Annotated in this window: 14 protein-coding genes; 8 read left to right on the top strand and 6 right to left on the bottom strand. The window is 74.4% G+C overall.

Translation table 11 applies throughout. From position 1 onward, the window contains the following. Window positions 1-283 precede the first annotated feature (283 nt). The gene (locus BMW99_RS26850) at window positions 284-1561 is read left to right on the top strand and encodes a DUF6986 family protein (RefSeq protein ID WP_075017696.1); all 1278 of its coding nucleotides are present in this window, start codon (window positions 284-286) and stop codon (window positions 1559-1561) included. A 158-nt stretch (window positions 1562-1719) separates the two neighbouring features. Here the strand turns inward: BMW99_RS26850 and BMW99_RS26840 are convergent, their stop codons facing one another. Then, window positions 1720-2709, bottom strand: a complete 990-nt coding sequence (locus tag BMW99_RS26840; RefSeq protein ID WP_069465074.1) for a LacI family DNA-binding transcriptional regulator — start codon at window positions 2707-2709, stop codon at window positions 1720-1722. 194 nt (window positions 2710-2903) lie between these two features. On the opposite strand from BMW99_RS26840, the gene BMW99_RS26835 reads away from it, so the two are divergent. Beyond that, window positions 2904-3878 carry an ROK family protein gene (locus BMW99_RS26835; protein WP_069465073.1) on the top strand — a complete coding sequence of 325 codons (975 nt, stop codon included), beginning with the start codon at window positions 2904-2906 and terminating at the stop codon, window positions 3876-3878. 197 nt (window positions 3879-4075) lie between these two features. Then, window positions 4076-5110 carry an NUDIX hydrolase gene (locus BMW99_RS26830; RefSeq protein ID WP_075017695.1) on the top strand — a complete coding sequence of 345 codons (1035 nt, stop codon included), beginning with the start codon at window positions 4076-4078 and terminating at the stop codon, window positions 5108-5110. Window positions 5111-5226: 116 nt separating this feature from the next. Here the strand turns inward: BMW99_RS26830 and BMW99_RS26825 are convergent, their stop codons facing one another. Then, window positions 5227-6600 (bottom strand): dipeptidase, encoded by a 1374-nt coding sequence (locus BMW99_RS26825; RefSeq protein ID WP_075017694.1) that lies wholly within the window; start codon window positions 6598-6600, stop codon window positions 5227-5229. A 392-nt stretch (window positions 6601-6992) separates the two neighbouring features. Between BMW99_RS26825 and BMW99_RS26820 the strand changes: the two genes are divergently transcribed. After that, window positions 6993-8240, top strand: coding sequence for a geranylgeranyl reductase family protein (locus tag BMW99_RS26820; protein WP_075017693.1), 1248 nt, complete (start codon window positions 6993-6995; stop codon window positions 8238-8240). Between the two features lie 53 nt (window positions 8241-8293). Here BMW99_RS26820 and BMW99_RS26815 read toward each other — a convergent pair whose 3' ends face one another. After that, window positions 8294-8761 (bottom strand): nitroreductase family deazaflavin-dependent oxidoreductase, encoded by a 468-nt coding sequence (locus BMW99_RS26815; protein ID WP_069464994.1) that lies wholly within the window; start codon window positions 8759-8761, stop codon window positions 8294-8296. A gap of 192 nt (window positions 8762-8953) precedes the next feature. Here BMW99_RS26815 and BMW99_RS26810 point away from each other — a divergent pair, with 192 nt between their 5' ends. Further along, window positions 8954-9718, top strand: a complete 765-nt coding sequence (locus BMW99_RS26810) for a TetR/AcrR family transcriptional regulator (RefSeq protein WP_079138647.1) — start codon at window positions 8954-8956, stop codon at window positions 9716-9718. Between the two features lie 88 nt (window positions 9719-9806). Here the strand turns inward: BMW99_RS26810 and BMW99_RS26805 are convergent, their stop codons facing one another. Next, window positions 9807-10784, bottom strand: a complete 978-nt coding sequence (locus BMW99_RS26805) for an aldo/keto reductase (protein WP_069464995.1) — start codon at window positions 10782-10784, stop codon at window positions 9807-9809. Between the two features lie 97 nt (window positions 10785-10881). Between BMW99_RS26805 and BMW99_RS26800 the strand changes: the two genes are divergently transcribed. The 3 genes from BMW99_RS26800 (at window position 10882) to BMW99_RS26790 (ending at window position 13541) form a co-directional block, all read left to right on the top strand. Next, on the top strand, window positions 10882-11475 hold the full coding sequence (locus tag BMW99_RS26800) for a TetR family transcriptional regulator (protein ID WP_069464996.1): 594 nt from the start codon (window positions 10882-10884) through the stop codon (window positions 11473-11475). A gap of 141 nt (window positions 11476-11616) precedes the next feature. After that, entirely contained in the window at window positions 11617-12879 is a 1263-nt protein-coding gene (locus BMW99_RS26795; RefSeq protein ID WP_069464997.1) for a sensor histidine kinase, read from the top strand. After that, window positions 12876-13541: a response regulator gene (locus BMW99_RS26790; RefSeq protein WP_069464998.1), complete on the top strand. Its 666-nt coding sequence runs from the start codon at window positions 12876-12878 to the stop codon at window positions 13539-13541. The genes BMW99_RS26795 and BMW99_RS26790 overlap by 4 nt, the downstream gene beginning before the upstream one ends. Here BMW99_RS26790 and BMW99_RS26785 read toward each other — a convergent pair. Both BMW99_RS26785 and BMW99_RS26780 read right to left on the bottom strand, forming a co-directional pair. Further along, window positions 13502-13834: a DUF6332 family protein gene (locus BMW99_RS26785; protein WP_075017692.1), complete on the bottom strand. Its 333-nt coding sequence runs from the start codon at window positions 13832-13834 to the stop codon at window positions 13502-13504. The two genes, BMW99_RS26790 and BMW99_RS26785, sit on opposite strands and share 40 nt — an antisense overlap. A 204-nt stretch (window positions 13835-14038) precedes the next feature. After that, window positions 14039-15568: an MFS transporter gene (locus tag BMW99_RS26780; protein ID WP_075017691.1), complete on the bottom strand. Its 1530-nt coding sequence runs from the start codon at window positions 15566-15568 to the stop codon at window positions 14039-14041. Window positions 15569-15634 lie beyond the last annotated feature (66 nt).

The raw sequence follows: 15634 nt of genomic DNA, 5'->3' as shown, positions 1-15634 counted from the left end.
CTCGTCGACTACGGCGTCGTCGGCGACCTCTTCCAGGTCCTGCCCCAACTCACCGACGCCATCACCACCCACAAGGGCTGACCACCCGACGGAGGCGACGACCGTCGGGAGCGGGGGCCACGACGCTGCCGCCGCCGGAACTCCTCCCGGGCGCGCGCGTTCGTGGCCCCCGGTCGCCCCGCGGCCGGGGGCCGTCGTGTTGCCTGTTGACCCGCGCCGACCGCCGGGCTAGCTTCGCTTCAACGTTTTGTTGAAGCGGTCTGAGTCGGGGAGGGCACAGCCCATGGCGCAAGCGGCCGGTACGACGCTGGCGGACGCGGTACGAGCGGAGGTCGGCGCGGCCCTGGCCGCCACCGACGCCGAACTGGCCCGGCGCTACCCGGGCGACCCCGGCACGCGGCAGCCCGTCCACACCGTCTACGTGCCCGCCGACGCCTTCGGCGCCGGGACCGCGCGCGCCTGGGGCGACGAGGCGCTGGCCCTGCTCGACGCGCACGCGCCCGGCGCGGGCGCGCTGACCGGGGTGCTCGGCCTGCCCGCCGCGCTGGCCGCGGAGGTCCACGACCGGGTCCGGGACAAGCTGCTGCGCGAGCCCGTCGAGGACCTGCGCATCGACTTCGAGGACGGCTACGGGGTGCGGTCCGACGCGGAGGAGGACGCCGCCGCGGTCGCCGCGGCCCGTGCCGTCTCGGCCGCGGTCGCCGACGGCAGCGCGCCCCCGTGCGTCGGCATCCGCATGAAGTGCATGGAGGAGGCCGTCCGCGACCGCGGCATCCGCACCCTCGACCTGTTCCTCACCACCCTGCTGGACGGCGGTGGCCTGCCCGACGGGCTCGTGCTGACCCTGCCGAAGGTCACCTTCCCGTCCCAGGTCGCCGCGATGGCCCGGCTGTGCGGGGCTTTCGAGCAGGCCGCGGGGCTGCCCGCGGGCCGGCTCGGGTTCGAGATCCAGATCGAGACCACCCAGGCGATCGTCGGCCCCGACGGCAGGACGGCCGTGCCGCTGCTCATCGACGCCGCCGAGGGACGCGCCACGGCCCTGCACTACGGCACCTTCGACTACAGCGCCGCGTGCGGCGTCAGTCCCGCCCACCAGTCGATGGACCACCCGGCGGCCGACCACGCCAAGGCCGTGATGCAGGCGGCGGCCGCGGGCACCGGTGTCCGGCTCTCCGACGGCTCCACCAACGTCCTCCCGGCCGGTCCCGCGGAACAGGTGCACGCCGCATGGCGGTTGCACTACCGGCTCGTGCGCCGGTCGCTGGCCCGCGCCTACTACCAGGGCTGGGACATGCACCCCGGACACCTGCCCACCCGGTACGCCGCCGTCTACGCCTTCTACCGCGAGGGCATGGCGGCCGCGGCGGCCCGACTGGCGGCGTACGTGGCCGGGTCCGGCGGCGCGGTGATGGACGAGCCCGCGACCGCGCGGGCGCTCAGCGGCTACCTGCTGCGCGGCCTGGACTGCGCGGCCCTCGACGGGCAGGAGGTGGCGGAGGCCACCGGACTCACCCGCGCGGAGCTGGAGGCGCTCGCGGGACGCGCGCCCGGGGCGTCCTGACGCCGCTTCGGGCGCGGCGTCCTGGCACCGCCTCGGACGTCCGCCCGCCGCGAAGGCGCGGGCGGCCGTCCCGGAGCCTGGTGCCGTCCGGGCCGTCCGGGCCGTCCGGGCCGTCCGGGCCGTCCGGGCCGTCCGGGCCGTCCGGGCCGTCCGGGCCGTCAGGACGCGGGCGGGATCTCGCCGGAGCCGCGCGGAATCAGGCGGGCCGGCAGCTCGGTGCGGGTCGGGGCGTCGCTGGCCATGCCGTCGAGGCGGCGGAACAGCAGCTGGGCCGCGGTGCGGCCGAGACCGGGTGCGTCCTGGGCGACGACCGTGACCGGCGGGCTCAGCAGGTCCGCGAGCTCGAAGTCGTCGAAGCCGACCAGCGCCACCGGACGGGTCAGCCCCGACAGCACGCGCACCGCCGTCACCGTGACGCGGTTGTTGCCGGCGAGCAGCGCCGTGACCGGTTCCGGGCCGGACAGCATCGCGTCGATGGAGGCGCGCACCCGCTCCGGGGTCGTCGGGCCCATCGCGTACCAGGCGTTGCTCACCGGCAGGTTCGCGGCGGCCATCGCCTCGCGGTAGCCGCGCAGGCGCTCGGCGGCGGTGTGGATGCCGGGCTGGTCGCCGATGAAGCCGATCCTGCGGTGTCCGTGGGCGATGAGGTGCGCCACGCCGTCCCGCACGCCGCCGGCGTTGTCGGTGAGGACGACGTCCGCGTCCAGCCGGCCGGCCGGGCGGTCCACGAACACCGTCGCCACGCCGGCCTCGATCTCCGGGCTGAGGTAGCGGTGGTCGTCGCTGGCGGGCACCACGATCAGGCCGTCCACCCGCCGCGCGCAGAAGGCCAGCACGAGCTCCTGCTCGCGCCGGGGGTCCTCCGCGCTGGAGCCGGTGAACAGCAGTGCGCCATGCGCCCTGGCCACGTCCTCCACGGCCCGGCTCAGCGGCGCGTAGAAGGGGTCGGCGAGGTCCTCGAGCACCAGCCCGATGCTGGAGGTGCGGCGGGTGCGGAGCAGCCGCGCGCTGTCGTTGCGCCGGAAGCCGAGCGCCTCGATGGCGGCCTGGACGCGTGCCACGGTGTCGGGCGTGACGCCCGCTTCCTCGTTCACCACGCGGGAGACCGTCTTGAGGCCGACGCCCGCACGGGCGGCGACATCCTTCATCGTGGGCCGGGGGGCACGTCCAGGTGTTTGGGTCACGGTCGTAGTATTCCCTGCGGCAAGACATGGACAACGTTGTCAGGATCAGGTGAGACTACTCCTGGGGCCGCTCAGTGCGGAACCCTTGGGGTCGAGACCCCGACGGCGCCGGACGTGCACGGCACTGGACGACACACGACGAAGGAGACCACCGAGCGATGCAGTCCCCCCACGGCGCCATTGGACCACATGTGGCCGCGCTGGACATCGGCGGTACGAAGATCGCCGGTGCGCTCGTCGACACCGAGGGACGGCTGGTGGCCCGCGCCCTGCGTCCGACCCCCGCCGGAGAGGACGGCGAGACGGTGCTGCGGGCGGTGACCGAGGTCCTCGGCGACCTGCGGGCCGAGGCCCGGTGGCAGGGCGCCGTCGCCGTCGGGATCGGCAGCGCCGGACCGGTCGACGCCGCGCACGGCACCGTCAGCCCGGTGAACGTCCCCGGCTGGCGGGAGTTCCCGCTGGTCGCGCGGGTCTCCGAGGCGAGTGAGGGGCTGCCCGTCGTCCTCACCGGCGACGGCGTGGCCATGACCGCCGCCGAGCACTGGCAGGGTGCGGCCCGCGGCTACGACAACGCGCTGTGCATGGTGGTCTCCACCGGCGTCGGCGGCGGACTGGTGCTCGGCGGCGCTCTGCTGCCCGGGCCGACCGGCAACGCCGGTCACATCGGGCACATCAGCGTCGACCTCGACGGCGACCGGTGCCCGTGCGGTTCGCGGGGTTGCGTCGAGCGGATCGCCTCCGGGCCGAACATCGCCCGGCGCGCGCTCGACAACGGCTGGCAGCCGCCGGCCGGTACGGCGCCCACCGCCGCGGCCGTCGCGGAGTCGGCGCGGGCCGGCGACCCGATCGCGCTCGCCTCCTTCGACCGCGCCGCCCAGGCGCTCGCCGCGTCCATCGCCGCGACCGCGACCCTCGTCGAGATCCACGTGGCCGTCATCGGCGGAGGCGTCGCCAACGCGGGCCCGATCCTCTTCGACCCGCTCCGCGACCACCTCACCCGCTACGCCACGCTCTCCTTCGCCGCGGGCGTCGACGTCGTCCCGGCCAAGCTCGGCACGGACGCCGGCCTGGTGGGCGCCGCCGCGGCCGCCGCGCAGGCGCTGCGCCTGGAGGGCTTCACCCTCCGTCCGTGACCCGTGGCGTCCAGGGGCCCGTCCCGGCAGGGGCGGGCCCCTGACGCATGCCTCCGCCCCGGCCGCGCCCGGCGGCCCACCGCATCCCCGCGCGCGAGGGCCCGAGCAGGCGCGTACCGGACGGCCGCGGGAGGCGGGGCGTTTGGTGGGGGCGCGGATCCGGGCAATTCGTAGGGGTCTACGGAGAAGGGGGCACCGTGATCATCTGGGTGAACGGGGCGTTCGGCGCGGGCAAGAGCTGTGCGGGCCGCGCACTGCTCGACCTGCTACCGGAAAGCACCCTGTACGAACCCGAGGTGCTGGGCTGCGGCGTGCGCCGCCTGCTGCCCGAGAAGCGGCTCCAGGAGGTCACCGACTACCAGGAACTGCCCATCTGGCGGCGGCTGGTCGTGGAGACCGCCGCCTCGCTGCTCGCCGAGGTCGGCGGGGTGCTGGTCGCGCCCATGTCGCTGCTGCGCCAGGAGCACCGTGACGAGATCTTCGGTGGCCTCGCCGCGCGCGGCATCGAGGTCCGCCATGTGCTGCTCGACCCCGGAGAAACGATCCTGCGATCACGGATCGCCGCCAGGGCCGACAACCCGGACCAGCCCGAGGCCGACGACGCTGCGCGGCGGTGGGCCCTGGACCGCATCGCCGACTACCGCGCCGCCCTGCCCTGGCTCGGCTCGGACGCCCATCCGGTGTCCACAGCGGGGCTGACGCCGGAGCAGACCGCGGTCCGGATCGCCGAGGCGGTCGGCCGCGGCGCGGGCGACTGCGGCATCGTGCAGACGCCGGAGCCGCGCGCCGAGACGGTCGCCGCGGGCGTGCTGCTCTTCGACGAGGACGACCGGGTGCTGCTGGTCGACCCCACCTACAAGCCGGGCTGGGAGTTCCCCGGCGGGGTGGTGGAGCGCGGGGAGTCGCCGACCCGGGCCGGCTACCGCGAGGTCGCCGAGGAACTCGGCATCCAGCTGACCCGCGGGCTCGAACTGCTCGTCGTGGACTGGGAACCGCCCAGACCCCCGGGGTACGGGGGACTGAGACTGCTCTTCGACGGCGGGCGGATGCCCCGCGCCGACATCGGCCGGCTGCTGCTGCCGCGCTCCGAACTGCGCGACTGGCGGTTCGTCACCGAGGACGAGGCGGCCGGGCTGCTGCCGCCGGTGCGGTTGGACCGGCTCCGCTGGGCGCTGCGCGCCCGGGAACAGGGCCGGCCGCTGAACCTGGAAGCCGGCCACCCGGCCGAGTGAGCCCGCCGCCACGGCCCCTGTGCGGTCCGCCGCCCGCCGCGTGCCCCCCACCGCGCCGGCGTCCGGACCGCACCGCGGGCCGTCGCGGCCATGCCGGCCCGCGGCGTGACGACCGGTCAGACTCCCTGGCCCGCCGTCCGGGAGACGGCGTAGCGGCGCAGGAACAGCGCCTCGGTGAGCGACAGCTTCTCCAACTCCTCCGGCGAGACGCTCTCGTTGACCGCGTGGATCTGCGCGTCGGGCTCGCTGAGGCCGATCAGCAGGATCTCCGCCGCCGGGTAGAGCCTGGCCAGGGTGTTGCACAGCGGGATGGAACCGCCGTTGCCCGCGACGGCCATCTCCTGGCCGTAGGCCTCCCGCATCGCCTCGGCCATCGCCGCGTACGCCGGGCTGCCGGTGTCGGCGGCGAACGGCTCGCCGCTGCCGCGCAGCGTCACCTCGACCCGGGCACCCCACGGCGCCGCCGCGCGCAGGTGCGCGGTCAGGGCGTCGGCCGCCTTGGCGGACTCGGCGCCCGGCGGGACCCGGACGCTCACCAGGGCGCCGGCCCGCGCGTGGACCGACGGGGTCGCGCCGACGACGGGCGGCGCGTCGATGCCGAGGACGGTGACCGCGGGCCGCGCCCACAGCCGGTCGGAGATGCTGCCGGTGCCCACCAGGCCGACCCCGTCCAGCACCTTGGCGTCGCGCCTGAAGTCGGCCTCGTCGTAGGCGATCCCGGGCCAGGTGCCCTCGGCGTCCAGGCCGTCGATGGTGGTCGCGCCGGTCTCGTCCCGCAGCGAGGCGAGCATGTGGATGAGCGCGGCCAGCGCGTCGGGCGCCGCGCCGCCGAACAGCCCGGAGTGCAGGTTGCCCTCCAGCGTGGCGACCCGGACGTCCATCAGCGCCATGCCGCGCAGGGACGAGACGACGGTCGGCAGACCCAGCCGGAAGTTGCCCGCGTCGCCGATGACGATCGTGTCGGCCGCCAGCAGTTCGGGGTGCTGCTCGGCGTAGCGCTCCAGGCCGCCGGTGCCCTGCTCCTCCGAACCCTCCACGATCACCTTGACGTTGACCGGGACGCCGCCCTGCTCCTTGAGCGCCCGCAGCGCCGTCAGGTGCATCATCACCCCGCCCTTGCAGTCCGCCGCGCCGCGCCCGTACCAGCGGCCGTCGCGCTCGGTGAGCTCGAACGGCGGGGACAGCCAGGCCGACTCGTCGAGCGGCGGCTGCACGTCGTAGTGCGCGTACAGCAGCACCGTCGGCGCGTCAGCGGGCCCCGGCAGGTACCCGTACACCGACTGGGTGCCGTCCGGGGTGTCGAGCAGGGCCACGTCCTGGAAGCCCTCGGCGCCCAGCGCGTCGGCGATCCACCGCGCGGCCTTCTCGGACTCGCTCCGCGGGTACTGCCGCTCGTCGGCGACCGAGGCGAAGGCGACCAGTTCGGCCAGCTCGGTCCTGGCGCGCGGGAGCAGCGCGGCCACGGTCTCGGACAGCGGAACGGACGGCATGGGAACTCCTTGAGGGGACAGGCGGACCACGACTGACTCGGCCGGACACGGCCGAACCCCCGCCGGACACGGCCCGGCGGGAGCCGGGCCCGGCGCGACACGGGCGGAGCCAGTCTGACTCAGACCGACCCGGCCGGACGCGGCGGGAGGCGGATCAGGCGTGATCGGGGCCGGTCGGACGCGTGCGGACAGCGGAAACGCGGTGCCGTGACGCCCTCCGGCGGACCGCGGGAACACCGTGGGCACCCCCGCCGCCGGACTTCGCGACGGCACGAGCCGACGGTGCCACAGCATGCCGTGGACCTCGGCGCATAGGATGCGGCTGAACAGCCATTGAACAGCCATGACAGCACGAGGCAGTCGAACGGGCCCGAGTGGGAGCGGAATCAGACGTGAGCGGTGAGCAGGCGGCGCAGGACAGCGGCACGGGGGACGGCGAGGCGCTCGGGGTCTGGGACGTCGTGGTGATCGGCGCGGGCCCCGCGGGGGCCTCCGCGGCGCACGCCGCCGCCCTGACCGGCCGGAGCGTCCTGCTGCTCGAGAAGGCCGAACTGCCCCGCTACAAGACGTGCGGCGGCGGCATCATCGGCCCGTCCAGGGACTCCCTGCCGCCGGGCTTCGAACTGCCCCTGCGCGACCGGGTGCACGCGGTCACCTTCAGCCTCAACGGCCGGCTCACCCGCACCAAGCGGTCCCGGCAGATGCTCTTCGGGCTCATCAACCGCCCCGAGTTCGACGCGGGCCTGGTCGACGCCGCCCGCGAGGCGGGCGCCACGGTGCGCACCGGGGCGACCGTCGTGCGGGTGGAACAGCACGGCCCCGGGGTGCCCGACCGCCGCACCGTCGCGGTGGTCGTCAGCACCGGCGGTCCGGACGGCAAGCGCGAGGAGACGGTGTACGCCCGCGCGGTCGTCGGCGCGGACGGCAGTGCCAGCCGGATAGGGGCCCACGTCGGGGTGAAGCTCGACCAGGTCGACCTCGGGCTGGAGTCCGAGATCCCGGTGCCCGCCTCGGTCGCCGAGGACTGGGCGGGACGCGTCCTCATCGACTGGGGCCCGCTGCCGGGCAGCTACGGCTGGGTGTTCCCCAAGGGCGACTCGCTGACCGTGGGCGTGATCTCCGCGCGCGGCGACGGCAGCGCCACCAAGCGCTATCTGGACGACTTCGTCGCCCGCCTGGGCCTGGCCGGCTTCGAGCCGAGCGTGTCCTCCGGGCACCTGACCCGCTGCCGGTCCGACGACTCGCCGCTGTCCCGCGGCCGGGTCCTGGTGTGCGGTGACGCGGCCGGGCTGCTGGAGCCGTGGACCCGCGAGGGCATCTCGTACGCGCTGCGCTCGGGCCGCCTCGCGGGGGAGTGGGCGGTGCGCATCGCCGAGGCCCACGACGCGGTGGACGCCCGGCGCCAGGCCCTCAACTACGCCTTCGCGGTCAAGGCCGGGCTCGGCGTGGAGATGGGGGTCGGCCGCCGCATGCTGGCGCTGTTCGAGAAGCGCCCCGGTGTCCTGCACGCCGTGCTCACCACGTTCCCGCCGGCCTGGCGGGCGTTCGCCGGGATCACCCGCGGCAAGAGCTCGCTGGCCGAACTCGTCCGCACGCATCCGATCGCCCGCCGTGCGCTGGAGGCCGCCGACCGGCCCTGACCGGGCCGGCCGGGCGAGCCGCGCCCGAACACGGGGCTCGTCGGCCGCACCCGTCACTCGCCCTGCGCGCGGGTGACGGCGAACACGGGGTGCTTGGGCGCTATGGCCAGCAGTTCCTCGTCCGTGGAGTCGGCGCTGACGCCGCCGAAGAAGACGCCCACCTCGGCCTTCCACCGCTTGAGGTAACCGCGCAGCACGGCGATCTTCTCGGCGTCGTCCACCACCTCGGTGGCCGTGAACTCCTCCACGCGCTTGCCCAGCACCAGGCGGCCGCCGCCCGCCGCGCGCATGTTGTGCGTCCACTGGACGTGGCCGCGGGGGGCGACCAGGTACCGCCGGCCGTCCAGGGTGAGCACGTTGACCGGGGTGCGGCGCCACTCGCCGCTCTTGCGTCCGCGCACCTCCAGGACCCGCGAGCCCCAGACGCTGAAGCCGCGCCGGGTCATCCAGGCCACGGTGCGGTTGAAGACGTTGACGGTGAACCAGCCGGGCTTCTGGACGTGCAGGGCCTGCTCGGACATGACGACTCCTCGTGAATCCTCTGTGGTGCTCGTTGCCGCCGGGAACCGCGTGAGCGGAGTGGGCGGTGAGCACCTTCCCCGTTTTGTGAGCGGTGCTCTCGCTTGAGAACAGTGTGCACCGTGGTCCCGCGCAAAAGCAAGAGCACTGCTCTCTTCGTTGGCCGCCGCTCTCCCGCATGGCACACTGTTTTCATGAGTGTCATCCAGGGAGCCAGGGAGCGCGCCAGGACGGAAGTCACCGCCGCGATCAAGGAGGAGGCCCGGCGGCAGCTGGCCTCCGAGGGTGCGGCACGGCTGTCGCTCCGCGCGGTCGCCCGCGAACTGGGCATGGTCTCCTCGGCGCTGTACCGCTACTTCCCGAGCCGCGACGACCTGTTCACCGCGCTGATCATCGACGCCTATGACGCCATAGGGGCCGCTGCCGAGCAGGCACTCGCCGCGTCCGCCGGCGCCGCTCCCGCGGACCGGTGGATCGCGGTCTGCCGCGCCGCGCGCGACTGGGCGGTGGACCACCCCCACGAGTACGCCCTCGTCTACGGTTCGCCCGTGCCCGGCTACGGCGCCCCCCAGGACACCGTCGTCCCGGCCTCCCGCGTCGGCCTGGCCCTGGTCGCCGTGGTCGGCGACGCGCAGCACGACGGCGTGCTCGGCCCACCGCTCGGCCGCCCGCTGGCCGGACCGGTGCGCGCCGACGCCGCGCTGCTCGCCTCCGAGCTGGCGCCCGACCTGCCGGTGCCGACCATCGCCGCGCTCGTCGCGGCCTGGGCGCAGGTCTTCGGCATCGTCAGCTTCGAGGTCTTCGGCCAGTTCAACCGGGTGGTCGAGGCCCGCGGCCCGTTCTTCGACCAGGCCGCCGCGGCGCTGGCCGCGCAGGTGGGGCTCGCCCCTTCCGGTGGCCCGCCCGCCGACGGCCAGGCCGGCGACGGCGATCGGGCCGGCGGGGAGCAGCGGTCCTGACGCCTCCTGACCTCTCCAGGCGACTGCCTGGATCGACGGGCCGGATCGACGGGCCGGATCGGCGGGTCCGGACCGACGGGGCTGCCGGTCAGTCCCAGGTGGGGATGTGGCCTTCGGCGTAGCGGGCGCCGTACCCGCCGGTGGGGAGGATCTCGCTGATCGTGGCGAGGTCGTCCGGGGAGAGGGAGAGTTCGGCGGCTGCGCTGTTCTCCTCGATGCGGGCGGTGCTGCGCGTGCCGGGGATGGGGACGATGTGCTCGCCCTGGGCGAGGAGCCAGGCGAGGGCGAGCTGGGCGACGGTGGTGCCCTTGGCGGCGGCCAGGGCGGCGAGTCGGGTCACGGCATCGAGGTTCTTCTCGTAGTTGCCGGGCTGCCAGCGGGGGTCGTTGTTGCGCATGTCGGTGGCGTCGTACTGGCCGGCCGGCTTGGCGGTACCGGTGATGAAGCCGCGGCCGAGCGGGGAGTAGGCGACGAAGCCGATGCCGAGGTCGGTCAGGGTGGGGAAGAGCTGTTCGGCGTCGCGTTCGAAGAGGGAGTACTCGGTCTGGAGCACGGAGACCGGCTGCACGGCGTGGGCGCGGCGGATGGTCTGCGGGCCGGCCTCGCTGAGGCCGAAGTACGTCACTTTGCCCGCGTCGATGAGCTCCTTGACGGTGCCGGCGACGTCCTCGATGGGCACGGCGGGGTCCACGCGGTGCTGGTAGAGGACGTCGATCCGGTCGACGCCCAGGTGGCGCAGGCTGTTGTCGGCGACCTTGCGGATGTTCTCGGGGCGGCTGTCCAGGCCCAGGCCCTGCTCCGTGCGGGCGAAGCCGAACTTGGTGGCCAGCACCACCTGGTCGCGGAAGCCCCGGACGGCCTTGCCGACGAGGGCCTCGTTGTTGCCGGTGCCCCAGCCGTAGAGCTCGGCGGTGTCGAAGAACGTCACGCCCAGCTCGTACGCCCGCTGGAGGGCGGCGATGCCGGCCTGTTCGTCGCCGGGCCCGTAGGCCATGGTCAGGCCCATCGCGCCGTAGCCGAGCGCCGAAACGGTCAGGCCCTGCGTGCCCAGTGTCCGCTGCTGCATGGAGTCTCCCAAGGTCAAACCAAACTGTTCGGTTTGACATTACGCCGCCGATTGCCCACCACCAAACCGAACGGTTCGGTCGGGTAGCGTGGGGCGCATGACCCCCGCCAGGAGCAGCGCCGACTCGGCCCGCGAGCGCATTCTCGCCGCGGCCTTGGCCGAGTTCTCCAGGCATGGGATCGCCGGAGCACGGGTGGACCGCATCGCCAAGGCCGCCAGGACCAGCAAGGAACGCTTCTACGCCTACTTCGCCTCCAAGGAGGAGCTGTACCGCCACGTCTCCGCCCAGGAACTGGCCGCCGTGGCGGAGGCGACCCGCCTGGACCCCGCCGACCTGCCCGCCTACGCCGGCCGCATCCACGACTACTTCCTGGACCACCCCGACCACTTCCGCCTCATGCGCTGGGGCCAGCTGGAACTGGACACCAGCGGGGACGGAGCCGACGACGCCGTCCGGCAGTCCGTCGCCGGCAAGGTCGAGCAACTGCGCAGGGCCCAGCAGGTGGGTCAGCTGGACACCGCCTGGGAGCCGATCGACATCCTCATGTTCGTCAACCAGATCGCCATGGCCTGGGCGGCCCAGCCCGACCTCCTGCCACCGGGGCACGAAGAGCGAACCGCATTCCTCGCAGCCCGCCGGGCGGCGATCGTCGCCACCGTCGCGTGCCTCTTCCCGGCACACGCAGGCTGACCGCGAACGCGCCGCTGCCCCCGGGGCAACCTCGTGGGACAGGCGCGTGTCGGCGCCCCCTCGCGTACTCCTGGTGAAGTATCCGCCCTGCCCACGCAGGGTGGACGCGTGCGCTCCCGGTGCCGGTCTAGCGTGGGAGCCATGACCAACCAGGAACTGCCCGGGCCGCCGAGCCGCAGGTTCCCCGCCGCGGGACGCCCGGCACGCGCCTCCTGGTTTCCGGTGCTCGCGCTGGCGATCGTGCAGGTCGTCGGCACCAGCATCGCCGGCCGCCACCAGCCCCACCGGGTGGAGCTCGATCCGTTCGGCTACGTGCTGCTGCTCGCCGGGCCCGCCATGCTGCTCTTCCGGCGCCGCCGGCCGGTCGCCGTGGTGGCCGGCACCGGCGCGGTGACGCTGCTCTACGTGGTGCTGGGCTATCCCTGGGGGCCGGTGGTCGCCAGCCTCGTGGTGGCGATCTTCAGCGCCGTCGCCGCGGGCCACCGCAGAGCCGTGCTGATCGTGGCGGCGACGGTCTTCGCGGGCCACGCGGTCGTGGGGCTCTGGCTCTACCGCTGTCTGCCGCCCGCCGGCGACCACGGGACGTCCTGGACCCAGCTGTCCGGCACGGCCGCCTGGCTGCTCGCGGTCCTGGCCGCGGCCGAGCTGTTCCGGCTGCGCCGCGACCAGATCGCCCGCGACCGGCGCGAGCGCGCCGAGGCCGAGCGCCGCAGGACCGACGAGGAGCGGATGCGGATCGCCCGCGAGCTGCACGACGTGCTGGCCCACAGCATCTCGGTGATCAACGTGCAGGCCGGGGTGGCGCTCGCGCTGATGGACGAGCGCCCCGAGCAGGCCCGCACCGCGCTGACCACGATCAAGGCGGCCAGCAAGGAGGCGCTGGGCGAGGTCCGCCAGGTGCTCGGCACCCTGCGGGCCCCCGGGGAGGCGCCGCGCGCCCCGGCCCCCGGGCTGGACCGGCTGCCCGAGCTCCTGGAGCAGGCGACGGCCGCGGGTCTCAGCGCCGACGTCCATGTCGAGGGCGCCCGCGTCCCGCTCCCGCCGGGCGTGGACCTCGCGGCCTTCCGCATCGTGCAGGAGGCCCTCACCAACGTGGTGCGGCACTCCGGTTCACGCGCCGCGCGCATCCTCCTGCGCTACGGCTCCGGCGCCGTCCGCGTGCAGGTGGACGACGACGGGCCGGCCGTCGGCGGCGGCGACAGCGGCGGCGGCAACGGGCTGGTGGGGATGCGCGAACGGGCGGCCGCGCTGGGCGGCGAGGCCGAGGCGGGGCCGCGCGCGGACGGCGGCTTCCGGGTGCTGGTCCGGCTGCCGTTCACCGGGGCCGACGAGGAGCGCGCCGACCCGCACCGTCCCCAGGACCCCGGCCGCACGGCCGGGACGACCACCGAGGAGCGCCCGTGATCCGCGTCGTGCTGGCCGACGACCAGGTACTGGTGCGGGCCGGATTCCGGGCGCTGCTCGACGCCCAGGGCGACATCGAGGTCGTCGGGGAGGCCGCCGACGGCGAGCAGGCGCTGCGCCTGGTCCGGGAACTGGCCCCGGACGCCGTGCTGATGGACATCCGGATGCCGGTCATGGACGGGCTGGCCGCGACCCGCGCGGTCACCGGCGACCCCTCGCTGGAGAGCGTCAGGGTCGTCATCCTCACCACGTTCGAGCTCGACGAGTACGTCTTCGAGGCGATCAGGTCCGGCGCGTCCGGCTTCCTGGTGAAGGACACCGAGCCGGACGAACTGCTGCGCGCGGTACGGGCGGTGGTGGGCGGCGACGCACTGCTGTCGCCCGGGGTGACCCGCCGGCTCATCGCCGAGTTCGCGGCGCGCTCCAAGCAGCCCGCGGCCGCGGCCGGGCTCGACCAGCTCACCGAGCGGGAGCGCGAGGTGATGGCGCTGGTCGGCATCGGGCTGTCCAACGAGGAGATCGCGCGCCGGCTGGTCGTCAGCCCGCTGACCGCCAAGACCCACGTCAGCCGCACCATGGTGAAGCTCGGCGCCCGCGACCGCGCGCAACTCGTCGTGCTGGCCTACGAGTCGGGGCTGGTCCGGCCCGGCTGGCTCGGCTGACCCCCGGCCGGCCGGCCGGTGTCCCGGGTCCTGGCGGCGCGCTCGAAGCGCAGCAGGACGCGTCCCGCCCACAGGCAGAACACCGCGACGGCCACCCCGGCCGCTCCCGCGAGCCAGTGCCCGCGGGCCGTGCCGTGCACGGCGCCGAGCAGCGCGGGCGCGGCGGCCGCGAGGAATCCCGCGGCGGCGAGGAGGGCGCCGGTGAGGACGGCGTAGGCGATCTCGACCGTGACGGCGTCGCGTCCGGCCTGGGTACGCGTTCCCGGGCGTCCCCCCGTGTGGCGCTGCCGCATGGCCGCCCTCCCTGCCCCTGAGACCCGTCCAGTCCGGCACGCGCGGGCCCGGCTCGTCCGGGTGTCACAGCGGTGGGACCCGACCCGAGGTGCCGGGCCGGAGGGGACGCCGGCCCGGGAGCGAACGGGGGCCGGCCCCGCGCGTTCCCTCGTCGCGCGGGGCCGGCCGGTCGTGCCCCTGGGGACAGGGACGCTGGCGGTGCGTCAGTCGCGGGTGCTGACCCGCTCGGAGCCCGCCGCCTGCTGGGCCTGGGCCTCGTCGTCCGCGGAGGAGGCCACCAGGATCCCGTAGGACGGGCGGCGGCGGCGCAGGCCGGAGACCGTCACCAGCAGGCCGAACAGGCCGATGGCGGTGACCACCCACAGGCCGGGCCGGTAGCTGTCCAGCACCGCCTGCTTGGTGGCCGCGTGGCCGCCGACGTTGGCCGTGACGACCGCGGTGACGATGGCCAGGAAGATCGCGCCGCCCACCTGGAACGAGGTGTTGAGCAGGCCGGAGACCATGCCCTGCTCCTCGTTCCTGACGCCGTTGGTGGCTTGGATGTTCAGGGACGGGAAGGCCAGGGCGAAGGCGCCGCCGAGCAGCAGCATCGAGGGCAGGATGATGGCCGCGTAGCTCGGGTGCAGGTTGATCCGCAGGAACAGCGCGTATCCGACGACCAGCAGGGTGAAGCCGACCGCGATCACCCGTGGCGTGCCGAACCGGTCGACGATCGGGCCCATGCGGGTGGACAGGATCGCCACCAGGGCGCCGGCCGGCAGGAACGCCAGGGCCGTCTGCATGGCGCTGTAGCCGAGGACGTTCTGCAGGTACTGGGTGACCAGGAACTGGAAGGCCACGTAGGAGCCGAAGAACGTGGCGCCGCCGATGTTGGCGCGGATCTGGCCGGAGGAGCGGAGCACGCCCAGCCGGATCAGCGGGCTGGCCGAGCGCTGCTCGATCGCCACGAACGCGGCGAGCAGCACGGCGACACCCGCGAACGAGCCGAGGGTGCGGGCCGAGGCCCAGCCGGCGTCGGACGCCGAGACCACCGTGAAGACGAGCAACAGCATCGACACCGTGCCGACGACGGCGCCCGGCAGGTCGTACCCGCGTCCCGCCCGGTCCTCGCGCGGGCTCTTCGGGATCAGCTTCAGGCCCGCGATCAGCGCGGCCAGGGCGACGGGGGCGGGCAGCAGCATCGTCCACCGCCAGCCGGCCTCGGTGAGGAAGCCGGACAGCACCAGGCCCATGGAGAAGCCGGTCGCGCCGCAGCTGGAGTAGATGGTGAGCGCGCGGTTGCGGATCGGGCCCTCGGCGAAGGTCGTGGTGATGATCGACAGGCCGGCGGGGGCGGTGAACGCGGCGCTCAGGCCCTTGACGAAGCGGGTGGCGATCAGCAGGGAGCCGGAGTCGACGAGGCCGCCGAGCAGTGAGGCCACCGCGAAGATCGCCAGCGCGATCAGGAAGACCCGGCGCCTGCCGAGCAGGTCGGCCGCTCGGCCGCCGAGCAGCAGCAGGCCGCCGTAGCCGAGGATGTAGCCGCTGACGACCCATTGCAGGGAGGACGTGGACAGGTGCAGGTCGCTGCCGATGGAGGGGAGCGCCACCCCGACCATCGACACGTCGAGCGCGTCCAGGAACAGGGCCGCGCACAGGACGAACAGGGTGCCCCATTGGAGCGCGGTCCAGCGGTCCTGGGGGCGGGGGACGGAAAGGGCTGACGCGGAAGACGGAGATGACGGAGAGGTCATGCGGCACACACTACATGCAAGTGCATCCAATGCAAGCGCATTTAATGTTCGTGCATGTGGTTCCGA

It is taken from the genome of Actinacidiphila rubida (assembly GCF_900110255.1).
Lineage (GTDB): Bacteria > Actinomycetota > Actinomycetes > Streptomycetales > Streptomycetaceae > Actinacidiphila > Actinacidiphila rubida.
This window is presented reverse-complemented; position numbering and strand designations above follow the sequence as displayed.

What these genes read in the sequence shown, in the direction of transcription:
- BMW99_RS26835 (WP_069465073.1), top strand. Translation starts at nt 2,904, where the DNA reads ATGCAGTCCCCCCACGGCGCCATTGGACCACATGTGGCCGCGCTGGAC.
- BMW99_RS26825 (WP_075017694.1), bottom strand. Translation starts at nt 6,600, where the DNA reads ATGCCGTCCGTTCCGCTGTCCGAGACCGTGGCCGCGCTGCTCCCGCGC.
- BMW99_RS26805 (WP_069464995.1), bottom strand. Translation starts at nt 10,784, where the DNA reads ATGCAGCAGCGGACACTGGGCACGCAGGGCCTGACCGTTTCGGCGCTC.
- BMW99_RS26795 (WP_069464997.1), top strand. Translation starts at nt 11,617, where the DNA reads ATGACCAACCAGGAACTGCCCGGGCCGCCGAGCCGCAGGTTCCCCGCC.
- BMW99_RS26850 (WP_075017696.1), top strand. Translation starts at nt 284, where the DNA reads ATGGCGCAAGCGGCCGGTACGACGCTGGCGGACGCGGTACGAGCGGAG.
- BMW99_RS26800 (WP_069464996.1), top strand. Translation starts at nt 10,882, where the DNA reads ATGACCCCCGCCAGGAGCAGCGCCGACTCGGCCCGCGAGCGCATTCTC.
- BMW99_RS26780 (WP_075017691.1), bottom strand. Translation starts at nt 15,568, where the DNA reads ATGACCTCTCCGTCATCTCCGTCTTCCGCGTCAGCCCTTTCCGTCCCC.
- BMW99_RS26840 (WP_069465074.1), bottom strand. Translation starts at nt 2,709, where the DNA reads ATGAAGGATGTCGCCGCCCGTGCGGGCGTCGGCCTCAAGACGGTCTCC.
- BMW99_RS26815 (WP_069464994.1), bottom strand. Translation starts at nt 8,761, where the DNA reads ATGTCCGAGCAGGCCCTGCACGTCCAGAAGCCCGGCTGGTTCACCGTC.
- BMW99_RS26785 (WP_075017692.1), bottom strand. Translation starts at nt 13,834, where the DNA reads ATGCGGCAGCGCCACACGGGGGGACGCCCGGGAACGCGTACCCAGGCC.
- BMW99_RS26810 (WP_079138647.1), top strand. Translation starts at nt 8,954, where the DNA reads ATGAGTGTCATCCAGGGAGCCAGGGAGCGCGCCAGGACGGAAGTCACC.